This is a genomic window from Streptomyces sparsogenes subsp. cuspidosporus (assembly GCF_039532705.1).
GTDB classification, from domain to species: Bacteria; Actinomycetota; Actinomycetes; order Streptomycetales; family Streptomycetaceae; genus Streptomyces; species Streptomyces sparsogenes.
Map to the genome: position 1 here is coordinate 1 of NZ_BAAASD010000031.1, position 16937 is coordinate 16937.

At 67.7% G+C, this 16937-nt stretch carries 15 protein-coding genes and 2 pseudogenes; 11 read left to right on the forward strand and 6 right to left on the reverse strand.

Features of this window, described 5'->3' with window-relative positions; all coding sequences use genetic code 11:
* The 7 genes and pseudogenes from ABFY07_RS29040 to ABFY07_RS29070 form a co-directional block, all read left to right on the forward strand.
* Window positions 1-269 (forward strand): annotated as a pseudogene (locus ABFY07_RS29040) (hypothetical protein); the annotation flags it as partial.
* On the forward strand, window positions 266-1084 hold the full coding sequence (locus ABFY07_RS29045) for an enoyl-CoA hydratase/isomerase family protein (RefSeq protein ID WP_346177343.1): 819 nt from the start codon (window positions 266-268) through the stop codon (window positions 1082-1084). The pseudogene ABFY07_RS29040 and the gene ABFY07_RS29045, both read left to right, overlap by 4 nt.
* 12 nt (window positions 1085-1096) lie before the next feature.
* A complete protein-coding gene (locus ABFY07_RS29050; RefSeq protein WP_346177344.1) occupies window positions 1097-1876 on the forward strand; it encodes an enoyl-CoA hydratase/isomerase family protein in 780 nt (259 codons plus the stop codon).
* Complete coding sequence (locus ABFY07_RS29055) at window positions 1869-2369, forward strand: flavin reductase family protein (protein ID WP_346177345.1); 501 nt, start codon at window positions 1869-1871, stop codon at window positions 2367-2369. Before ABFY07_RS29050 ends, ABFY07_RS29055 begins: the two co-directional genes overlap by 8 nt.
* A gap of 46 nt (window positions 2370-2415) precedes the next feature.
* Window positions 2416-4245 carry an AMP-dependent synthetase/ligase gene (locus ABFY07_RS29060; RefSeq protein ID WP_346177346.1) on the forward strand — a complete coding sequence of 610 codons (1830 nt, stop codon included), beginning with the start codon at window positions 2416-2418 and terminating at the stop codon, window positions 4243-4245.
* Between the two features lie 74 nt (window positions 4246-4319).
* On the forward strand, window positions 4320-5420 hold the full coding sequence (locus tag ABFY07_RS29065; protein WP_346177347.1) for a LysR family transcriptional regulator: 1101 nt from the start codon (window positions 4320-4322) through the stop codon (window positions 5418-5420).
* Between the two features lie 231 nt (window positions 5421-5651).
* Window positions 5652-6104: a lamin tail domain-containing protein gene (locus tag ABFY07_RS29070; RefSeq protein WP_346177348.1), complete on the forward strand. Its 453-nt coding sequence runs from the start codon at window positions 5652-5654 to the stop codon at window positions 6102-6104.
* Window positions 6105-6199: 95 nt separating this feature from the next.
* Here ABFY07_RS29070 and ABFY07_RS29075 read toward each other — a convergent pair.
* Together ABFY07_RS29075 and ABFY07_RS29080 are read right to left on the reverse strand one after the other, a co-directional pair.
* A pseudogene (locus tag ABFY07_RS29075) lies at window positions 6200-6934 on the reverse strand (IS481 family transposase); the annotation flags it as partial.
* Between the two features lie 83 nt (window positions 6935-7017).
* Entirely contained in the window at window positions 7018-7482 is a 465-nt protein-coding gene (locus ABFY07_RS29080) for a MarR family winged helix-turn-helix transcriptional regulator (RefSeq protein WP_346177349.1), read from the reverse strand.
* Window positions 7483-7618: 136 nt separating this feature from the next.
* Here ABFY07_RS29080 and ABFY07_RS29085 point away from each other — a divergent pair, with 136 nt between their 5' ends.
* The 3 genes from ABFY07_RS29085 (at window position 7619) to ABFY07_RS29095 (ending at window position 11229) form a co-directional block, all read left to right on the forward strand.
* Complete coding sequence (locus ABFY07_RS29085; protein ID WP_346177350.1) at window positions 7619-8356, forward strand: SDR family oxidoreductase; 738 nt, start codon at window positions 7619-7621, stop codon at window positions 8354-8356.
* Window positions 8357-8497: 141 nt separating this feature from the next.
* The gene (locus ABFY07_RS29090) at window positions 8498-8884 is read left to right on the forward strand and encodes a hypothetical protein (RefSeq protein WP_346177351.1); all 387 of its coding nucleotides are present in this window, start codon (window positions 8498-8500) and stop codon (window positions 8882-8884) included.
* Window positions 8885-9063: 179 nt separating this feature from the next.
* On the forward strand, window positions 9064-11229 hold the full coding sequence (locus tag ABFY07_RS29095; RefSeq protein ID WP_346177425.1) for a polysaccharide lyase family 8 super-sandwich domain-containing protein: 2166 nt from the start codon (window positions 9064-9066) through the stop codon (window positions 11227-11229).
* Between the two features lie 77 nt (window positions 11230-11306).
* Here ABFY07_RS29095 and ABFY07_RS29100 read toward each other — a convergent pair whose 3' ends face one another.
* From ABFY07_RS29100 to ABFY07_RS29115, 4 genes are read right to left on the reverse strand one after another with little or no spacing between them, the layout of a single operon-like run.
* A complete protein-coding gene (locus ABFY07_RS29100) occupies window positions 11307-12386 on the reverse strand; it encodes a glycoside hydrolase family 130 protein (RefSeq protein ID WP_346177352.1) in 1080 nt (359 codons plus the stop codon).
* A 2-nt stretch (window positions 12387-12388) separates the two neighbouring features.
* A complete protein-coding gene (locus ABFY07_RS29105) occupies window positions 12389-13231 on the reverse strand; it encodes a carbohydrate ABC transporter permease (RefSeq protein ID WP_428837026.1) in 843 nt (280 codons plus the stop codon).
* 1 nt (window position 13232) lies between these two features.
* Complete coding sequence (locus ABFY07_RS29110) at window positions 13233-14252, reverse strand: carbohydrate ABC transporter permease (protein ID WP_346177353.1); 1020 nt, start codon at window positions 14250-14252, stop codon at window positions 13233-13235.
* Between the two features lie 11 nt (window positions 14253-14263).
* Complete coding sequence (locus tag ABFY07_RS29115; RefSeq protein WP_346177354.1) at window positions 14264-15538, reverse strand: extracellular solute-binding protein; 1275 nt, start codon at window positions 15536-15538, stop codon at window positions 14264-14266.
* Window positions 15539-15786: 248 nt separating this feature from the next.
* Here ABFY07_RS29115 and ABFY07_RS29120 point away from each other — a divergent pair, with 248 nt between their 5' ends.
* The gene (locus tag ABFY07_RS29120; protein WP_346177355.1) at window positions 15787-16884 is read left to right on the forward strand and encodes a LacI family DNA-binding transcriptional regulator; all 1098 of its coding nucleotides are present in this window, start codon (window positions 15787-15789) and stop codon (window positions 16882-16884) included.
* Window positions 16885-16937: the final 53 nt, after the last annotated feature.

Here is a 16937-nt window from a genome sequence, read left to right on the forward strand (position 1 = left end):
ACCACTGCATCGAACACGTACAGCGATACGCCGACATGGGCGTCGACGCCCTCGTCCTACGCGTCGACAGCCTCCCCCACCACCAACTCATGCGCTCCATCGAACTCTTCGGCAAGTACGTGATCCCCCACTTCAAAAACCCCCGCAACGTCGTCCGCCCCGCCGACGACGTACTCGCCGACATCCGAGCCGCACGCCCCGCCCACCAAGAAGCACTCCGCCAGTTCAACGACACGCACAACCTCGCGCAGAAGGAGACGGTTCGATGAGCGACCTCTACCAGCACGGCACGGGTGACATCCTCGTCGAACGCAAGGACAACGGCGTCCTCCTGATCACGATCAACCGGCCCGACCGGTACAACTCGCTCACCCTGCCGATGTTCGAGGAGATGAACCAGATCTGGGCCGACGTGGAGCGCGACGACCAGACCCGGGTCGTCGTCATCACCGGGGCCGGCAAAGCCTTCTGTACCGGGATGGACGTCGCTCAGCCCGATCCCACGCCCCAGGACGCGCTCGCGATGCTGGAGACCGAACGCAAGCGAGTGGCGACGATGTTGCGCATCGAGAAGCCGATCATCTCCGCGATCAACGGTCCCGCGGTCGGCTACGGGCTGTCGACCGCGCTTCTCGCCGACATCAGCATCGCCGCGGACGACGCGGTGCTGATAGAAGGCCACACCAAGGTCGGCGTGACCGCCGGCGACCACGCGGCCCTCATCTGGCCGTTGCTTGTCGGCATGGCCAAGACCAAGTACTACGTGCTCACCTCCGAGAAGCTGACGGGTGCCGAGGCCGAGCGGATCGGGCTCGTGAGCCTGTCCGTTCCCCGCGAGCAGGTGCTGCCCCGCGCCCTGGAGGTCGCCTCCCAGCTGGCCCGCGGTCCCCAGCAGGCGCTCCGTTTCACCAAGCGTGCGCTCAACGCCTGGCTCACCAACGCGGTGCCTCAGCACGAGCTGTCCGCGGCACTCGAGATCCTCGACTTCGCCGGTGCCGACTACGCCGAAGCACGCCAGGCATTCCGGGAGAAGCGCCCCGTGGACTTCCCCTCCGCCCGCGCCGCCGGCGGACCGGCGAACTGAGGGAAGGCGAGCATGAGCATTGCCTCGCACAGCACAGCGCCCAGCGCTGTGCAGGTGTCCGACGAGGTGGACGGCGTGGTGGTACTCACCCTGAACCACCCGCCGGCGAACGCGCTCAGCAACTCGCTCGTCAGCGAGCTGACAATGACGCTGGAAACCCTTGCCGGCGGCCCCCGCACCCCCGCGGTGGTCTTGACGGGAGCTGGTGAGCGCTTCTTCTGCGCCGGTGGCGACATCAAGGAAGCCGTCGGCTTCGGGGCCGATTCGATGGTCGAGCGGATGGCGTCGTTTCACGCGCTGCTCTGCGCGCTGGAGGACTTCGCCCGGCCGCTGGTGTGTGCGGTCAACGGCTGGTGCGTCGGTGGTGGCATCGAAATGGCGCTGTTCGCCGACAGGGTGTACGCGTCGACCGAGGCACGTTTCGTCTTCCCCGAGATCAACCACGGGATGCTGCCGGCCGTGAAGGGGATCACTCGAGTGCGCGAGGTCCTGGGCGACCGCGCGGCCCGGCGCCTCCTGCTGAGCGGAGAGCCCCTCGACGCGTTCGACGCAAAGACGATGGGCATCGTCGACCAGGTGGTCGAGCAGGACGACCTGCTCGCGATCGCGATGGCGGACGCGCGGGCGGCAGCGGCGAAACCACCTGCCGTGTTCGCGGCGCTGAAACGGGCCCTTCACTCAGGAACTTCCAGTTGGCCGGTCGAAGAGCAGCTCCGCGTCACGGTCGCCGACGCGCGCACAGTCTTCCTCGACCCTGCCGCCCGAGCCGCCCGCGAGGGATTTCATGGTTGATCGACTTCAGGGGCTGGACCCGGCCGCCTTCCGCTCGGCGTTGGCGCGCTTCCCTTCAGGCGTGACGATCGTGACGACGCGAAGCGCGTCAGGGACGCTGCACGGGTTCACCGCGAGTTCCTTCGCGGCGCTGTCGCTCGATCCGCCGCTCGTCCTGGTGTGCCTGGACCGAGGAGCGGACTGCTCGCCCGTCTTCATGGCGGCCGAGCGGTTCATCGTCAACATCGTGACTCCCGCGCACGCCGAGTTGGCGATCAAGTTCGCGACAAAAGGTGAAGACAAGTTCGCGTACGGATCCTTCGAATTCAACGAGAGCGGTCACCCACTACTGCCCGATGCTGCGGCAGTCATCCATTGCGAACTGGAGCAAGCCGTACCCGGCGGAGATCACGTCATCCTCATCGGCCGCGTACACGACGCGCGGACAGGCAGCGGCAAGCCGGTGACGTGGTACCGAGGTGACTTCCTGCACCTCGGGGAGAGCGCCGCATGAATCTCATCGGGCCTGGGCTGGTCGGCTCTGGAAGAGAGGCCTTGTCATGGATCTGACCAATTTCGAGCCGACCCGGACGCTACCGGGGCTGCTGCTCGATCGCGCGAACAGGGAACCCGACGCCGTCGCGCTGCGCTACTGGCGTGACGGGGTGATGCAGACGATCACGTGGCGGACGTACCGGGATCGGGTGCGAGATCTCGCGCTCGGCCTTGTCGCGCACGGTGTGCGGCACGGCGATCGCGTGGCGGTGATGAGCAGCGCACGCCCGGAGTGGGTGTTCGCCGCGCTGGCCGTGCAGAGCGTCGGCGGGGCCGTGATCGGCGTCTATCCGACCAACTCACCTGCCGAGATCGAGCAACTCCTCGAACACAGCGAGGCCGTCGCCTTCATCGGCGAGACGACGACGGAACTCGGCAAGGTGGCGGAGGTCGCCGCACACACACCGAAGCTGCGGCTCGTGGTCGGAATCGAGGCCCCTCCGCCGGAGCTACCCGAGGTGATCAAAGGGACCACGTGGGAAGCGCTGTGCGAAGAAGGAACACAGTACGCCGACGACAGCGCCGATCCTCTGTCCGCGTTGGTCGCCGGCGGATCCCTCGACGATGCCGCCGTGCTGTTCTACACGTCGGGTTCCACGGGAGTCCCGAAAGGCGTCACGCACTCGCACCGCACGCTGCAGCACTCGGTTCAGACGTTCATCGGCCTCTACCCGCAGATCCTCAGCCACGAGCACGACGTCGTGGGCTTCCTGCCGCTGGCCCACGTGGCGCCGGCGCTGGTGTCGGTGTTCGCGCCGCTGCTCTCACGGCTGGTGGTCACGTACTGCCGCATTGGTGACTACGAAGATGTGCTGCGCTTGGTGCGGCCGACGGCAGTGCTCTGGCCGCCGCGGTTCTACGAGAAGATCGCCGGCGAACTGATCTCACAGACGGAGGCCTGGCCGCGACTTCGGCGCTACGCCTATGACGCCGCCATGTGGGCCGGCCGCAGGGTGGCCGAACGCCGCTGGTCCCGTCGCCGGCCCTCGGTACTGTTGCGGATCGCGTACGCTGCCGCGCTTCGTTGGGTGTTCTTGCCACTGCGGGCAACCGCCGGAATGGATCGCATCCGGGTTGCCTACACCGCGTCTGCCGCGATGCCCGAAAGCGTCATCGCGATTTGGCAGATCTGGGGGCTCGATCTTCGCGAGAACTACGGTCTCACCGAGACCGCCGGGTGTCCCATAGCCCATTTCGACCAGCCGTTCCCTCGTCCGGGCTTCATCGGCAGGGAATTCCCGGACCCACGGTTCCAGGTGAAAGTCGCGGACGACGGCGAAATGCTGCTCCGCGCGCCGTTGCTCTTCGCCGGATACTGGCGCAACCCGGCGGAGACCGAGGCTGTTTTCGAGGATGGCTGGTTCCGCACCGGTGACCTGATGGAGCGCACACCCCAGGGGGACATCCGGCTCATCGGCCGGAAGAAGGACGTGATCATCACCCGAGGCGGCAAAACGATCCATCCTCAGCCCATCGAAACCCGACTGAAGGAGAGTTCGCTGATCAACGAAGCGATCGTCGTCGGCGACGCCCGCAAGTACCTCACCGTCCTGCTCGAGCCGAGCACAACCGCAGGCGCTCGGTCGGCAGAGGTGCTGGCCGAACGCCTGCGAGCGGAGGTCGCACGGGTCAACGCGGACCTCGCGCGGGTAGAGCAGTTGAAGGACTTTCGCGTTCTGCCGCGGTCCCTGGAAGCCGAGCGCGGCGAGCGGACTGCGAACGGCAAGATCAAGCGCAATGCCGTCGTGAGTTCGTTCGCAGCGTTGATCGACGACATGTACGGCGCGAACGACGACGTGGCGATCGCGAACCATGTGCGCTCGAGGCCGAACTAGGTGGTTGATCACGTGGAGATCGCGTGAGGTGAGATCGGTCCGCAGGCGTGGGAGGAGGGCGTTCAGCTTGATGTGTGAGCGAAGAACCGAACACCCTTCTGATGGCACTCCACGTGTTGATCAGCGACCAGGTGGTCGTATCCCGTGCCTGCCGTGGCCGTCAGCCGTTGTTGCGTCCACCCGAATGTACGGCAAAAGGTGGAGCCATGCCGGTGCCTGACCTGACGCTGCAGCAGCTTCGCGCAGTCCGGACACTCGCCGCATCCGGCAGTTTCACGAAGGCAGCCGCAGCAGAGCACATCTCCCAGTCGGTCCTCAGCAGAAGGATCAAGGAAGTCGAGCGTCTCCTGCGGGTGCGGTTGTTCGACCGAACCACTCGGCAGCTCGACATGACGGCCGCGGGGCATGCCTTTCTCCTCATGACGGGCGCCGTCCTCGACGACATCGACATGCGACTGAGCCGCTTCATGTCCTACGTAGCGGCCCAGTCCGGAACCATCGCTGTAGCCGCGCTTCCATCGCTCGCAGCGGCTGTGCTGCCGGACATGATGCGCGGCTTCATGCTGGATCACCCCGAGGTGGAGTTCGACATCATCGACGGGGCCGCGGATGAAGTTGCCGAACGCCTCGTAGGTGGGACTGTCGAACTCGGCCTGACCGCCCACGGTGACCTGCCGGACGGCTTGTGCTTCACACCACTCCTGCGGGAACAGTTCTACGGCGTCGCGCACCACAGCCATCCTTGGTCGGCGCGGAGTTCCATCTCGTGGGCGGACTTCAACGGTGAGACCGTGGTCGCAACGCGGCCCGGAACCAGCATCCGAGCGATCACCGACGCTGCGTTCAACAGGTACTCGGTCTCGGTGAGCCCCCACTTCAATGCCTGTAGCGCGGCGACAATCCGCGGGCTGCTGAGGGCCGGCGTGGGCGTGGCAGCTCTGCCGGCCTTTGAGTTGCAGGGTTTCGCTCTGGATGATCTCGTCGCGGTGCCCGTGGACTCTCCGGGAGCAACCAGGGTCACCGGCGTGATGTACCGCTGCTCTCAGGATCTCTCGCCCGTAGCGGCTCGATTTTTGGATTTCATGCACACGACCGAGATCAATACCCCGCGAGGAGTGTCCCGCGTCCCCGAAGGCCACACCGGCGGACTGCCGGGTGGCCTTCGGCGGGCATGAAGGGTGCCGGTCTCCCGATCAGGCTGCTGAGCTGGGCGTTTCCTGTCGATGGTGCATACTCATCTGGCTCACGACATGATCTTTCGGCTTGCTCCAGGGCACCATGGTGCTCAGCGCGTGCCTGTGCATCGCAATTCGGTAACAGAGGCTCTTTCGTCTGTGTCCGCCCGTAGGGTGATCAGCCTCGCCGGGACCAATAGGGGGGTGCCCGGCACGAATCATGGGGGGCTCATGACCCACGCCCGTACTTTCGCCTGCGCTGTCGCCGTCGCCGCGGCCGCCGGCCTCGCTCTGCTGCCGGCCCAGGCTCAGGCCGCCGGCTCGGTGCACCTCTACAAGATCTATTATGACTCGCCCGGCTCGGACACCCGCTCCAACGCGAGCCTGAACGCGGAGTACGTCCAGATCAAGAACAGCACCTCGCGTGGTGTCAGCCTCAAGGGCTGGACCGTCTCGGATGCCGGCAACCACCGGTACACCTTCGGCTCCTACACCCTCGGTGCCGGGAAGACCGTGACCGTGCGGACCGGCAGCGGATCCGACACCACCTACACGAAGTACCAGGACCGCCGCGCCTACGTGTGGAACAACACCGCCGACACCGCCACCCTGCGCAAAGCGAGCGGCACCAAGGTCGACACCTGCTCCTACAACAGCAGCCGGTACGACTACAAAATATGCTGACACCGTCGAAAGCGCGCGGCGCGGCGCCCAGCCCGGCACAGGGCCAGAACACCGCGCCGCCTGCTGAGCCTTCTGCCACGGAGCGCCCGGCGCCGCCGGCAGCGTGTCTTGGTGTAGGCCCAGGCGTTGTCGGTCAGGACCCGCTCGATGACGATGCCTTGCTGGGCGAACCAGGCGGTTGCCCGTCGTAGGAAGGCTGCGCAGGTGGCGGCCTTCTCGTCGGGCAGGTCCTCGGTGTAGGCCAGGCGGGAGTGGTCGTCCAGGGCGGTGTGCAGGTAGGCGTATCCGGTGCCGTTGCGGCGGTCTTGGTTGGCCCGGCCGGCCGCGCGGCCCAGGACCTTGTGACCGCCGCCGTCGGGGATGCGGCCGAGCTTCTTGACGTCGACGTGGACCAGCTCGCCGGGCCGGGAGCGTTCGTAGCGGCGGACGGGCTCGCCGGTGGCCCGGTCTGTGGAGGCCAGAGCGGGCAGGCCGTGCCGGACGAGGATGCGGTGGGCGGTGGAGGCGGCGATGCCGGTGCGGGTGGCCAGCCGCACCGGACCGATCCGGTGCTCGCGCCGCAGCCGCACGACCTGCTGTTCGACCCTGGTGGGCGTCTGGCGCGGGCTGTGGTGCGGGCGGCTGGAGCGGTCGTGCATGCCCTCGGTGCCCAGCCGCCGGTAGCGCCCGGCCCAGCGTGCGGCAGTGGTGTGGCTGACCTGGAAGCGTTCCGCGGCCCGCCGCAGCGGCCAGCCGTCATCCACGACACACCGGGCCAGACGCAGCCTCCCGGTCGGTGTCAGCGGGGCATTACGGTGGGACGCGAGGGCCTCCTGCGGTCGGGCGTAGATGTCGCAATCCACACCGAACCCAGAAGGCCCTCACCTGTTCAAGCACCCAGCACGCGTGTCACCAACGTCCCGGGACAGCACACCTAGCCAGCTCGGGAGTCCCGAGGGTCTGCGCCGCGGCGCCGGGCGATGAGTTCGTGCTCGATGCGCCGGAGTGTGGCGTTGACGGTCTCGATGGTGGCGGGGTCGTCGACGATGCCCCGGAGGGCCTGGGCCCAGTTGTCGCGGAGGTATTGCAGATTCTGGTGGGCCTTTTCCGTGGGGTACAGGCACACGCCTCGCGCGTTGCTGCTGTCCACCACGCGGTCCACCAGGCCCCTTTTCTCCAAGCCGCGCAGTACGCGGCTGAAGTTGCTCGACGGCAGCAGGGCCGCCTCCGCCGCGGCACGCGCCGAGGTGCCGGGGTGGTGGTGGATGTACCGCATGACGCTGATCTCGATCGGCGTGCACGGCTCGAACGAGGGATCGGTCGGGGGCCGCAGCTGTCGCCCCACGGCGAAGATCAGGTCGGCCAGCTCGTGGAGGCCGGCGGCTTCGACATCGCTCATACCGTGACGACGCCCTCCCTATTGCGTGATAGCTATCGCATGATAGTGTCGATTCGACGGTGAGTTTACCGAACGATCTGGTGCCATAGCCATCGCTTCTTCCGGGAACCCCCGGTCCACAGAGGAGCAACCGTTCATGGACATCAACGGAGCCGTCGTGCTGGCGACCGGAGCGTCGTCGGGCATCGGGGCGGCCACCGCCCGAGCCGCCTCCCTGGCCGGGGCGCGAGTGGTGCTCATCGCACGTCGCGAGGAGCGCATCCGGCAGCTCGCTGCGGAACTGGGCGAGGACGTGGCCCTGGCGGTGCCGTGCGATGCGACGGACCGAACTCAGGTCGAGGCGGCCGTACGCGCAGCGACCGGGAAGTTCGGGCGGATCGATGCGCTGGTGAACAATGCCGGCCAGGGGCTGCAGGCCACTGTTGACGCCATCGACCCCGTCGACTTCCGGGCTCTCCTCGAGCTCAATCTCATCGCGCCCCTGGTGTTGATGCAGGCGGTCCTTCCGCGGATGCGCGAGCGGGAAAGGGGAGCCATCGTCAACGTGAGCTCTGGCATCACCTGGTCGACACTGCCCGGATCCGGTGCGTATGCCGCATCCAAGGCGGCTCTGCAGAAGCTCTCGGCCATCGCCCGCGCCGAGGTCGCAGACGCCGGCGTCGCCGTGTCGTTGATGTTCCCGTCGATCACCAAGACCGAGTTCGTCGGGACGGTCCGCGGCGGCGTCGAGGACGCGCTGCAGATGGAAGCCTCCAGTGGACTGCAACCGCAGTCGCCCGAGGGTGTTGCCGACGCGATCCTCGACCTGATCGGAAGCGGCGACGAGCAGGCCGACTTGGTTCCGGAGGAGTTCGGCGGCACGGTCAACAGCTGACCCGTCGCGAGCCGGAAGCACCCTCAGCGGACGACAGAGGCGCGGTGGGCCGCGCCCGCGGCCAGGCGGATCGTCCGCCTCGCCTGCTGCTGACGCAGCGCGCCTGTCAGCAGGGGCGGGCGGCATCACATCCACATCACGTTGGCCGCGGCAGCCGGGGCCACCGGACGCATCCGGTTGGTCACCAGCGTGCTCGGCGACCACGCCCACACATCGCTCGCTCGCGCCGTCAGCGACTACTACGCCTTCGCCGGCCCCGACTGCGTCCGGCACGTCATCGACACGGCGGCCACCACCCCCGACCAGATCCGCGCGACCATCGCCGCCTACGACGCAGCCGGACTCGACGAACTCGTCTTCGTGGGCAACGACGTCAACCCCCCGGCAGATCGACCTGCTCGCCGCCCTCCTCGGCGACGAACGCACATCCCGGATCCCCCCAGTGCACACAGGCTGACCCCCGGCACCCCAGAGGCCCTCGGCCCTCGCTCACCCCGCGTCGCGACTGTTGACGTACCCAGGGCGTAGCCGGTAACTGTTTACGGGTCACTTTCAAACCGGTTTAGGAATCGGTGTGCACCAAGCCGAAGCCATGACCGAATCGGCACCCGGAAGGCCTCGTCAACCGACGCACGCCCCCACGGCAACGTTGTCAGGATCTGGGTGCGCCCAAAGGAGTCCGCATGACGGAAAATGGAGTGGCCCCCATGCCCGATCGACGTCGCGTCCTACTCGGGGGCCTCGGGCTCGCCGCCGGTGTCGCCGGACTGACGCTGTCAGTGCCGGCTCTCGCTCGGGCTGCCGAAGCCAGTGGGAGTCAAGCGGCGACGGATGACATTCAGCTCATCATCGGACGCCTGCAACAGCGGTTTCTTGCCCAAGGTGACCAGGTGAGAATCGCCAACGGCATCTTCCTCGCCCGTACGTCCGAGGCCCTGGCCTATGTCGAGTCCCTGCGCGCCGACGGCTCGTGGCCCAATGTGGACTACGGTGACACCACCAGTTCCGCCAACGGCCGGGTCTGGTCGCCCTACCACGCGCTGTACCGCATGATCGCGATGGCTCATGCCTACCGTGACCCGAATGCCGCGGGCTACGGCAAGCCAGAGCTGATCGAGGCTCTGAACCGCGCGCTTCTCTACTGGGACAGTGTCAAACCGACCAGCACGAACTGGTGGGAAGTCGAGATCGGCAAGTCGATGGCCATGGGCCGAGTGTCGATCTTCGTCGGTGACGAGCTCAGCAGCGAGGCGCGGGAGGTGACGTACGCCCACAACACCGGCCGCCTGGACCCGGTCGGGGCGAACGGCTCCTGGAGGACCGAGAACTACCTCTATGAGGTCGTCGCGAAGCACGCGACCGCCGACATCGAGCAGGGTTACGCCACCATGTCGCAGACGGTCGCCGTCGACAGCAGCGGTAAGGTCACCGAGGCCGTGCAGGTGGACTCGTCCTTCTGGGCGCATGGGGCGCAGCTCTACAGCGAGGGCTACGGCATGGCCCTGTTCACCATCGTCGCGGCCTGGGCCGATGTCGCGCGCGGCACCAGCTTCGCCTTCTCGCCCGAGGACATCGACGCCATCGCCTTCTACATCCTCGACGGGACCCGCTGGCTGATCCGCGGGGAGATCGGGATGATGTACCTCGGGTACCGTCCCCCCAACACCATTGACGGCATCACGAGTTACGCGGCCGACTTCCTCGAGCCGCTCGACCGGATGGTTCGGGCCGATGAGAGAAACTCGGCGGCATATCAGCGGCTTGCCGACAATATCCGCGGGAAGCGCCGGGGGAACGGCGTCATCGGGCATAAGTATTTCTGGCGCTCGGAGTTCTCCTCGCATCTGCGGGAGGCGTATGGAATCTTCACCAGGGTCAATTCCCCCCGTATGAAGGGCAGCGAGTACCGCTCCACCTTCCGGCCCCAAGTCGGCAACGAGATCGACTGGAACGCGGCGGGAGCCACCTCGATCCAGGTCACGAACCGGGAGTACGACGACCTCGTACCCGCCTTCGACTGGTTCCACTACCCGGGTGTCACCGCGCCTTACACCAAGGTGACGACGCAGTCGAGCCCCGCCAACCGCGGCAGTTTCACCGGCGGCGTCTCCGACGGGCGCTACGGGGCGAGCGTCTTCACCCTGGACCGGTTCTCGACCACCGGGCGCAAGAGCTACTTCTACTTCGACGACGAGATGGTCGCGCTCGGCGCCGGGATCAGTTCCACCTCGCAGTACGCCGTCCATACGACCGTCAATCAGGGAGCTGCCCGGTCCAATGCCTCCGTCGGCGGCAAGGCCGTACGCCCGGGGACCGATTCGGCTGCCACCGGCGCCTCATGGGCGTACAACGACGAGATCGGCTACGTCTTCCCGGAGGGCGGGCCGTTGAAGGTCTCGAACAAGGAGCAGACCGGGAGCTGGCTCGACCGTGATCCAGTGAAGCGGAATGCCTTCACCCTCTTCTTTGACCACGGAATCAGCCCGGACGGAGCCACGTACGCCTACGTCCTCCTGCCCGGCGCGACACCCGAAAAGGTCCGCTCCTATGCGGCCAGGCCGGTCGTCAAGATCCTGCGCAACGACGAGCAGGTCCAAGCAGTCCGCCACCCGCGGCTGCGGCTGACGATGGCGACCTTCCATGCCGCGGGCTCCCTCGACCTGGGATCAGGTCGCACGCTGCGGGTCGATCAGCCGGCCATCATCATGCTCAACGAGGACGGTGGCTCCGCCGTGGTGAGCGTCGCCAACCCCGACCAGCCCGGCCTGACGGTCTCCGTCACCCTTGCCGCACCCGGCCGCACCCGTCGCGCCGCCTTCCCGCTGGGCGCCGGCCCGAACCTCGGCAAGACGGTGACACAGCCCCTCAGGTGACGCGAAGCGCAGACGTAGACCGGCTTGCGGCCGACGGCTTCTCGCCGTCGCCCGCAAGCCGGTTCAGGTCAGAGGCGTCAGTCGGCGGTCCGCTCCAGGGCGGCTACGCCGATCGCGCTGTCCGCCATCCCGTAGAACACATAGACGGTCCCCGCGATGCGCTCGACCGCCGTCGGGAAGACAACGTTGCCAAGCGTTCCTACCGTCTCCTCACGGGTCTCCGGAGACAGCCACGGCTCCTGCGAGCGTGCCAGCACCCGCGCCGGATTGTCCGGGTCCAGCAGCATGCCCCCGGCCCGGTAGACCGCGCCATGGCTGAGCTCGAAGCCCCTCGCGACCGGGCCGGTCACCCCGTGGTGGATGAGCAGCCAGCCCTCGGGCACCCGCAGCGGCGGCGGACCCGCACCGATCTTCGCCACCTCGAACGGCATCTCCGGAGCGGCCACCGGAGCGGAGTGCCGCAGCGAGGTCAGCGCCGACAGATCGCGGCGGGCCGCCTCGGCGTCCACGTACGCGATCCAGATCGACGGGCGGCCGTCGGCCACCCCGGCCGGGGCCGGGGCGCCCTCCCCCGGGCGCAGCCAGTCCAGGTCCCACATCGGCCGGTGCAGCATCGCGAAGCTCGCACGGCCGTCGGGGCCGGGCACGATCTCGGGGAAGAAGACGAGGTCCTTATTGGGGAAGAAGTTCAAGTCGGTGGACAGGTGCGGCTGATACGTGAAATGCAGGGGGCCCAGACGGCGCCAGCTGATCGTGTCCGTGGACACGGCCAGCGCGGGCCGCGGGCCGAGCGGCCCGTAGGCGACGTACGTCATGACGTGCACGCCCAGGTCGCGGATGAAGGTGATGCGGGGGTCCTCCACACCGGCATTGTGCGCACCCCGCTCGAAGCCTTCGTCCGGGGACAGCACCACGCCCTGGCGCTCGACGCCGACCGGTACGCCGTCTTGGATCACGACACGGGCGCGGCCGATCCGGGAGACATTGCCTGCCGCGACCATGCGGGGGAAAAGATAGAGCTCGCCGTCGGGTCCCCAGGCGGTGGCCGGATTGAGGACGCCCTCGGCCTCCAGGGGGTCGCTGGGGTCGGCGTTCATGAGCACGCCGACCCGGCTCAGTGCGTACGGGAGCGCGCTTTCGGTGTTGAGCTGGGTCATACCTAGCCTTTGATCGCGGATCCGAGGTTGGCGGAGGTGAAGTGGCGCTGGAAGAGCAGAAAGAGGACGGCGGCCGGCACCGCCAGCACGCAGGCACCGGCGAGCACAGCACCCATGGGATTGGCCTGGAAGGTGGAATTGGCCTGCGAGAAGTTCGCCAGGCTGACCGCGAGGGGCTGCATCCCCTGGTCCTTGGTCACCAGGAACGGCCAGAGGAACTCGTTCCACGGGCCGATGAAGGTCACCAGCATGGCTGTGAGAATCGCCGGGCGCACCAGTGGCACCGCCACAGAGCGCAGGATGCGCAGCTCACTCGCTCCGTCCATACGCGCCGCGTCGAAGATCTCGCGCGGGATCTGGAGGAAGTACTGGCGGAAGATGAGCACGGCGACGGAGTTGATGGCGAACGGCAGGATCATTCCGGCGTAGCTGTCGGCGAGGCCGAAGTAACGCACCACCATCACGTACAGCGGGATCATCAGCAGCTGGAACGGGATCGCCTGGACCAGCAGGACGAGCGCGAACACCAGGCCGCGGCCGCGGAAGCGCAGGATCGCCAGGGCGTAGCCGGCCAGCAGGCCGAAGACCAGCGTGCAGGCCACCACCCCGGCCGTCATGATCAGCGAGTTGGCCAGGGCGCCCAGCAGGCTGAACGAGTCGTCGATACCGGCGAGGTTGTCCAGGGTCAGGTTGCCGGGCTTCGGCAGCAGGCCGCCGAGGCCGGTGTCGCGCTTCTTCTGCAGCGCCCCGATGAGCATGTAGTAGAACGGCAGCAGCGCGGCGACGGCGCCGAGGCCGAGCGTGGCGTAGCGCAGGATGCGGGCGATGCGCGGGATGCGGGCCATATCAGTCCCTCTCCATGACGCGCCGGGCGACGGTCGCGATGATGAGCACGCCGGTGACGAGAATCAGTCCGATGGCTGCCGCGGCATCCGGCTCGCCCTCCTCGATGCCCCGCTGGTAGACCAGCAGCGCGGGGGTGAGCGAGGCGCCGCTCGGGCCGCCGCCGGTGAGCAGGAACGGCTCGGTGAAGATCTGCCCGGCAGTGATGATCGACAGCAGGATGACGAGCGAGGTAACGGGCCGGACGGCCGGCAGGGTGACGGCCCGGAACGCCTGCCGGCGCCCGGCTCCGTCGGTCAGTGCCGCCTCGTGCAGCTCCTTGGGCACGTTCTGTAGCGCGGCAAGGTAGAGCAGGATGTAGAACCCGAGCTGCTTCCAGGTGACGTAGACGGCGATGAGCGGCATCACCAGGTGCTTGTTCGCCAGCCAGGACGGGTCCGGGGCCCAGGGGCCGAGGACGTTGTTGACGGCACCGGAGCCATTGAACAGAAACAGCCAGACCGCCAGCGTGGCGACCGAGGCCGTCACGTACGGCACGTAGTACGCCACCCGGAAGAATCCGCGCCAGTGAGTCGCGGCATTCAGTGCCGACGCCAGCGCGAGCGCCAGCACCACGGTCAGCGGAATGTTGATCGCCATGAACAACCCGAGGTTGGCGAAGGCGCGCTGGGTCTTCTCCTCGCCGAGGACCTCGGTGAAGTTGTCGAATCCGACGAACGGGTGCGGCACGGAGACGCCGGGCGCGGTGAAGAAGTAGTCGTGGAAGGCCATCCATACGCCGACCCCGAACGGGATGATGAACACGACCAGGACGTAGGCGGTGTACGGCGCGGTCAGGACGAGCCCGAGCGGGTTGTTGCCCAGCCAGCGCTCGAGCCGCGAGGCGCCGGGCCGGCGACCCGGGACACGGCGTTCGGGCGCGGCTGCCCGCGGTGCGTGGCCGGGCGATGGCCGGGGGTGCCCGCCGCGGGGCGGATCACCTGCGGCCTGGGTTCCGTCGCGGCTGTCGCGGAGTGATTTCATGGTGTGCCTCGTCAGCCGGCGATCTGGTCGTCGATCTGCTGCGCGGCCTTGTCGAAGGTCGACTTCACATCGCCCTTCCCGGGCAGCACCGCGTCTTCCCAGGCTGTGCGGAACGTCTTCCACACCTGGGTCGAGCCGGCGATGTTCGGCACGTCCACCGCCCGCGGCACCGCGTCGGCGAAGGGCTGGTAGAAGGGATTGTCCTTGAGGTAGCCGCCCGCGATGGCGGCCACGTCACCGCGAGTGGGGAACTGCCCCGTCTTCTCCAGCAGTGCCGCGTCGTTCTTCGCGCTCATCGAGAACTTGGTGAATTCCCAGGCGGTCCGCTTGTGCTTGCACGAGGTGAACAGACCGACGTTCTTGGAGTCCGCGAACGTCGATGTCCTGTCGGCGGGTATCCCCTCGGCCGTGGGCAGCGGCACCACGCCGTACTTCACCTTGCCGTCGAACTGTCCCTTGCCCCACGGCCCGGCGATGCCCATGGCGGCCACCCCGTCGGCGAACGGGCCCGCCCACATGTCGCCGCTGTACGCCTCCGGGGACGAGTAGCCGTTGGCGTACATCTGCTGCCAGAAGCCGAGGGTCTGCCGTCCGGCATCGGACGTGAAGGTGGCCTTCTTGTCCTTCACCAGTTGCGTGCCGCCGGAGTTGGCCAGGTACAGCGGATAGAAGTCGAACAGCGCATTGGTGTAGTCACTGGTCGCCGGCGGATACAGGGTGAACTTCGCCGCCTTACTGCTCTTGATCTTCTTCGCCGCGGCCAGCACATCGTCGTACGTGCTCAGCTTTGGATTCTCGGCGTCCAGGCCGGCCTTTTTGAAGACGTCCTTGTTGTAATAGAGCATGAACGGGTTTGTTTTCCAGGGCACTTGATACAGCTTGCCGTCCGGGGAACGGAAGCCGTCCGCGGCACCGCCGGAGCGCTTCTTGATGAAGGACTCGGCATCGCCGAAGGTGTCCGAGAGATTCACCAGGCCGCCCTGCTTCTGGAATGCGGCGACCGCCGCCGGAGCGGTGTTGTAGACGAGGCACGGGGTGTTGCCCGCGGTGATCGCGGCCCCGATGACGTCTTCGGTGGACTTGCCCGACGGAACCGCTTTGGCGGTGACCTTCTCCTTGGGGTGATCGGCGTTCCAGGCAGCCACTGTGGCCTTGGCCCAGACCTGCTCCTGCTCGTTCGTCGAGTACCAGATGTCGATCGGTCCCGAGGTCGGCTTGCCGCTGTCGGCGTCGCCCGAACCGCAGGCGGACAATGGCAGGACAAGCGCTGCGGCGGCGGCCAGCACCGATACGCGCGGCAAACACCTCATTGCGCCCAACTCCCTTCCATGCGGGTGGTTGAGGGTCCGAAGCGACTCCCTTCCCGTCGCTGCCGGCCCGCCCCGTCAGAATGATCACCGCGGGGTTACGAGCGTCATCAAACCGGTTTAATATCTAAGCGTCAAGGACGGGTGCGAAAGGTTTCGGTGACCCGGGTGGCCCAGTTCTGCCACCCAGGAGCCGTACGTCCCGAATCACTGGAAGGCGAGGCGGTATGGTGCGGGGCCAGGACAAACCGGGTGGATCGGCGGACGCTTCCCGCCGGGCGACGTCTCGCCCGCCACGCCGGGGCGGGGGCAGTCGGCCGACGATCGGTGATGTCGCCGCGCTGGCCCAGGTGTCCAAGGCGACGGTCTCCTTCGTCATCAACGACCGCCCCGGGGTCAGCCCGCAGGCGCGCCGGCGGGTCCTGGAGGCGATCGACCAGCTGGGCTGGCAGCCCAACGCCGGCGCCCGAGCGCTCTCCACCAAGCGGTCCCAGACCCTCGGCCTGGTGATGCGCCGACCGCCGGAACTGCTGAGTACCGACCCGTTCTTCCCCCAGTTCGTCGCCGGCATCGAGACCGGCCTCGCGCCGCTCGGCTACGCGCTCGTGCTGCAGGTCGTCCCCGATGAGGAAACCGAACGGCAAGCGTATGAGCGGCTGGCCCGTGACGGTCGGGTCGACGGCGTGTTCCTCACCGATCTGCGCACCGACGACCCGCGGCCCGCACTCATGACGGAGCTGGGCATCAGCGCACTGATCGTGGGACCACCGCAGCACGGCGGCCGGGTGCCGGCCATCGGGGTCGACGACGGCAGCGGGGTGCGGCGTGCGGTCAGCCATCTGCGCTCGCTCGGCCACCGGTGGATCGGACACGTCTGCGGCGCCGCGGGGTATGTGCACACCGAGGCCCGGTGCGACGCCTGGCGCGGTGCCCTGGCGGATGCCGGTCTGCCCGAGATCCCGCCCGTGGCGGCGGACTTCACCGGTGCGGCCGGCGCCCAGGCCACGCATCGGCTGCTGGACCTGGACCGGCCACCGACCGCCATCGTGTACGCCAACGACCTGATGGCCATCGCCGGGATCACCGCCGCGACCAGCCGCGGGCTGCGGGTCCCCGAGGACCTGTCGGTGGTGGGCTTCGACGACATCCCGCTGGCCGACTGCATCGCGCCGCCGCTGACGACGGTGCGCCAGGATGTGCTGACCTGGGGGCGCATCGCCGCGCAGGCACTGGTTTCGCTCACCGAGGGAGGAAAGTTCCAGGCTGCCGAGCTCCCGCCGGTGGAATTCGTGGTGCGGGCGAGCACCGCGCCACCGCGGACTTGAGCGCGGGGCGGGAAGCGGGGCCGCAGTCGCGTCCCGCGCCCCGCCCCGCGCCC

Excerpts from the sequence above, each read along its gene's own strand:
- ABFY07_RS29085 (WP_346177350.1), top strand. The coding sequence starts at position 7,619 with ATGGACATCAACGGAGCCGTCGTGCTGGCGACCGGAGCGTCGTCGGGC.
- ABFY07_RS29055 (WP_346177345.1), top strand. The coding sequence starts at position 1,869 with ATGGTTGATCGACTTCAGGGGCTGGACCCGGCCGCCTTCCGCTCGGCG.
- ABFY07_RS29100 (WP_346177352.1), bottom strand. The coding sequence starts at position 12,386 with ATGACCCAGCTCAACACCGAAAGCGCGCTCCCGTACGCACTGAGCCGG.
- ABFY07_RS29070 (WP_346177348.1), top strand. The coding sequence starts at position 5,652 with ATGACCCACGCCCGTACTTTCGCCTGCGCTGTCGCCGTCGCCGCGGCC.
- ABFY07_RS29095 (WP_346177425.1), top strand. The coding sequence starts at position 9,064 with ATGCCCGATCGACGTCGCGTCCTACTCGGGGGCCTCGGGCTCGCCGCC.
- ABFY07_RS29060 (WP_346177346.1), top strand. The coding sequence starts at position 2,416 with ATGGATCTGACCAATTTCGAGCCGACCCGGACGCTACCGGGGCTGCTG.
- ABFY07_RS29105 (WP_428837026.1), bottom strand. The coding sequence starts at position 13,231 with ATGGCCCGCATCCCGCGCATCGCCCGCATCCTGCGCTACGCCACGCTC.
- ABFY07_RS29050 (WP_346177344.1), top strand. The coding sequence starts at position 1,097 with ATGAGCATTGCCTCGCACAGCACAGCGCCCAGCGCTGTGCAGGTGTCC.
- ABFY07_RS29045 (WP_346177343.1), top strand. The coding sequence starts at position 266 with ATGAGCGACCTCTACCAGCACGGCACGGGTGACATCCTCGTCGAACGC.
- ABFY07_RS29080 (WP_346177349.1), bottom strand. The coding sequence starts at position 7,482 with ATGAGCGATGTCGAAGCCGCCGGCCTCCACGAGCTGGCCGACCTGATC.
- ABFY07_RS29120 (WP_346177355.1), top strand. The coding sequence starts at position 15,787 with ATGGTGCGGGGCCAGGACAAACCGGGTGGATCGGCGGACGCTTCCCGC.
- ABFY07_RS29110 (WP_346177353.1), bottom strand. The coding sequence starts at position 14,252 with ATGAAATCACTCCGCGACAGCCGCGACGGAACCCAGGCCGCAGGTGAT.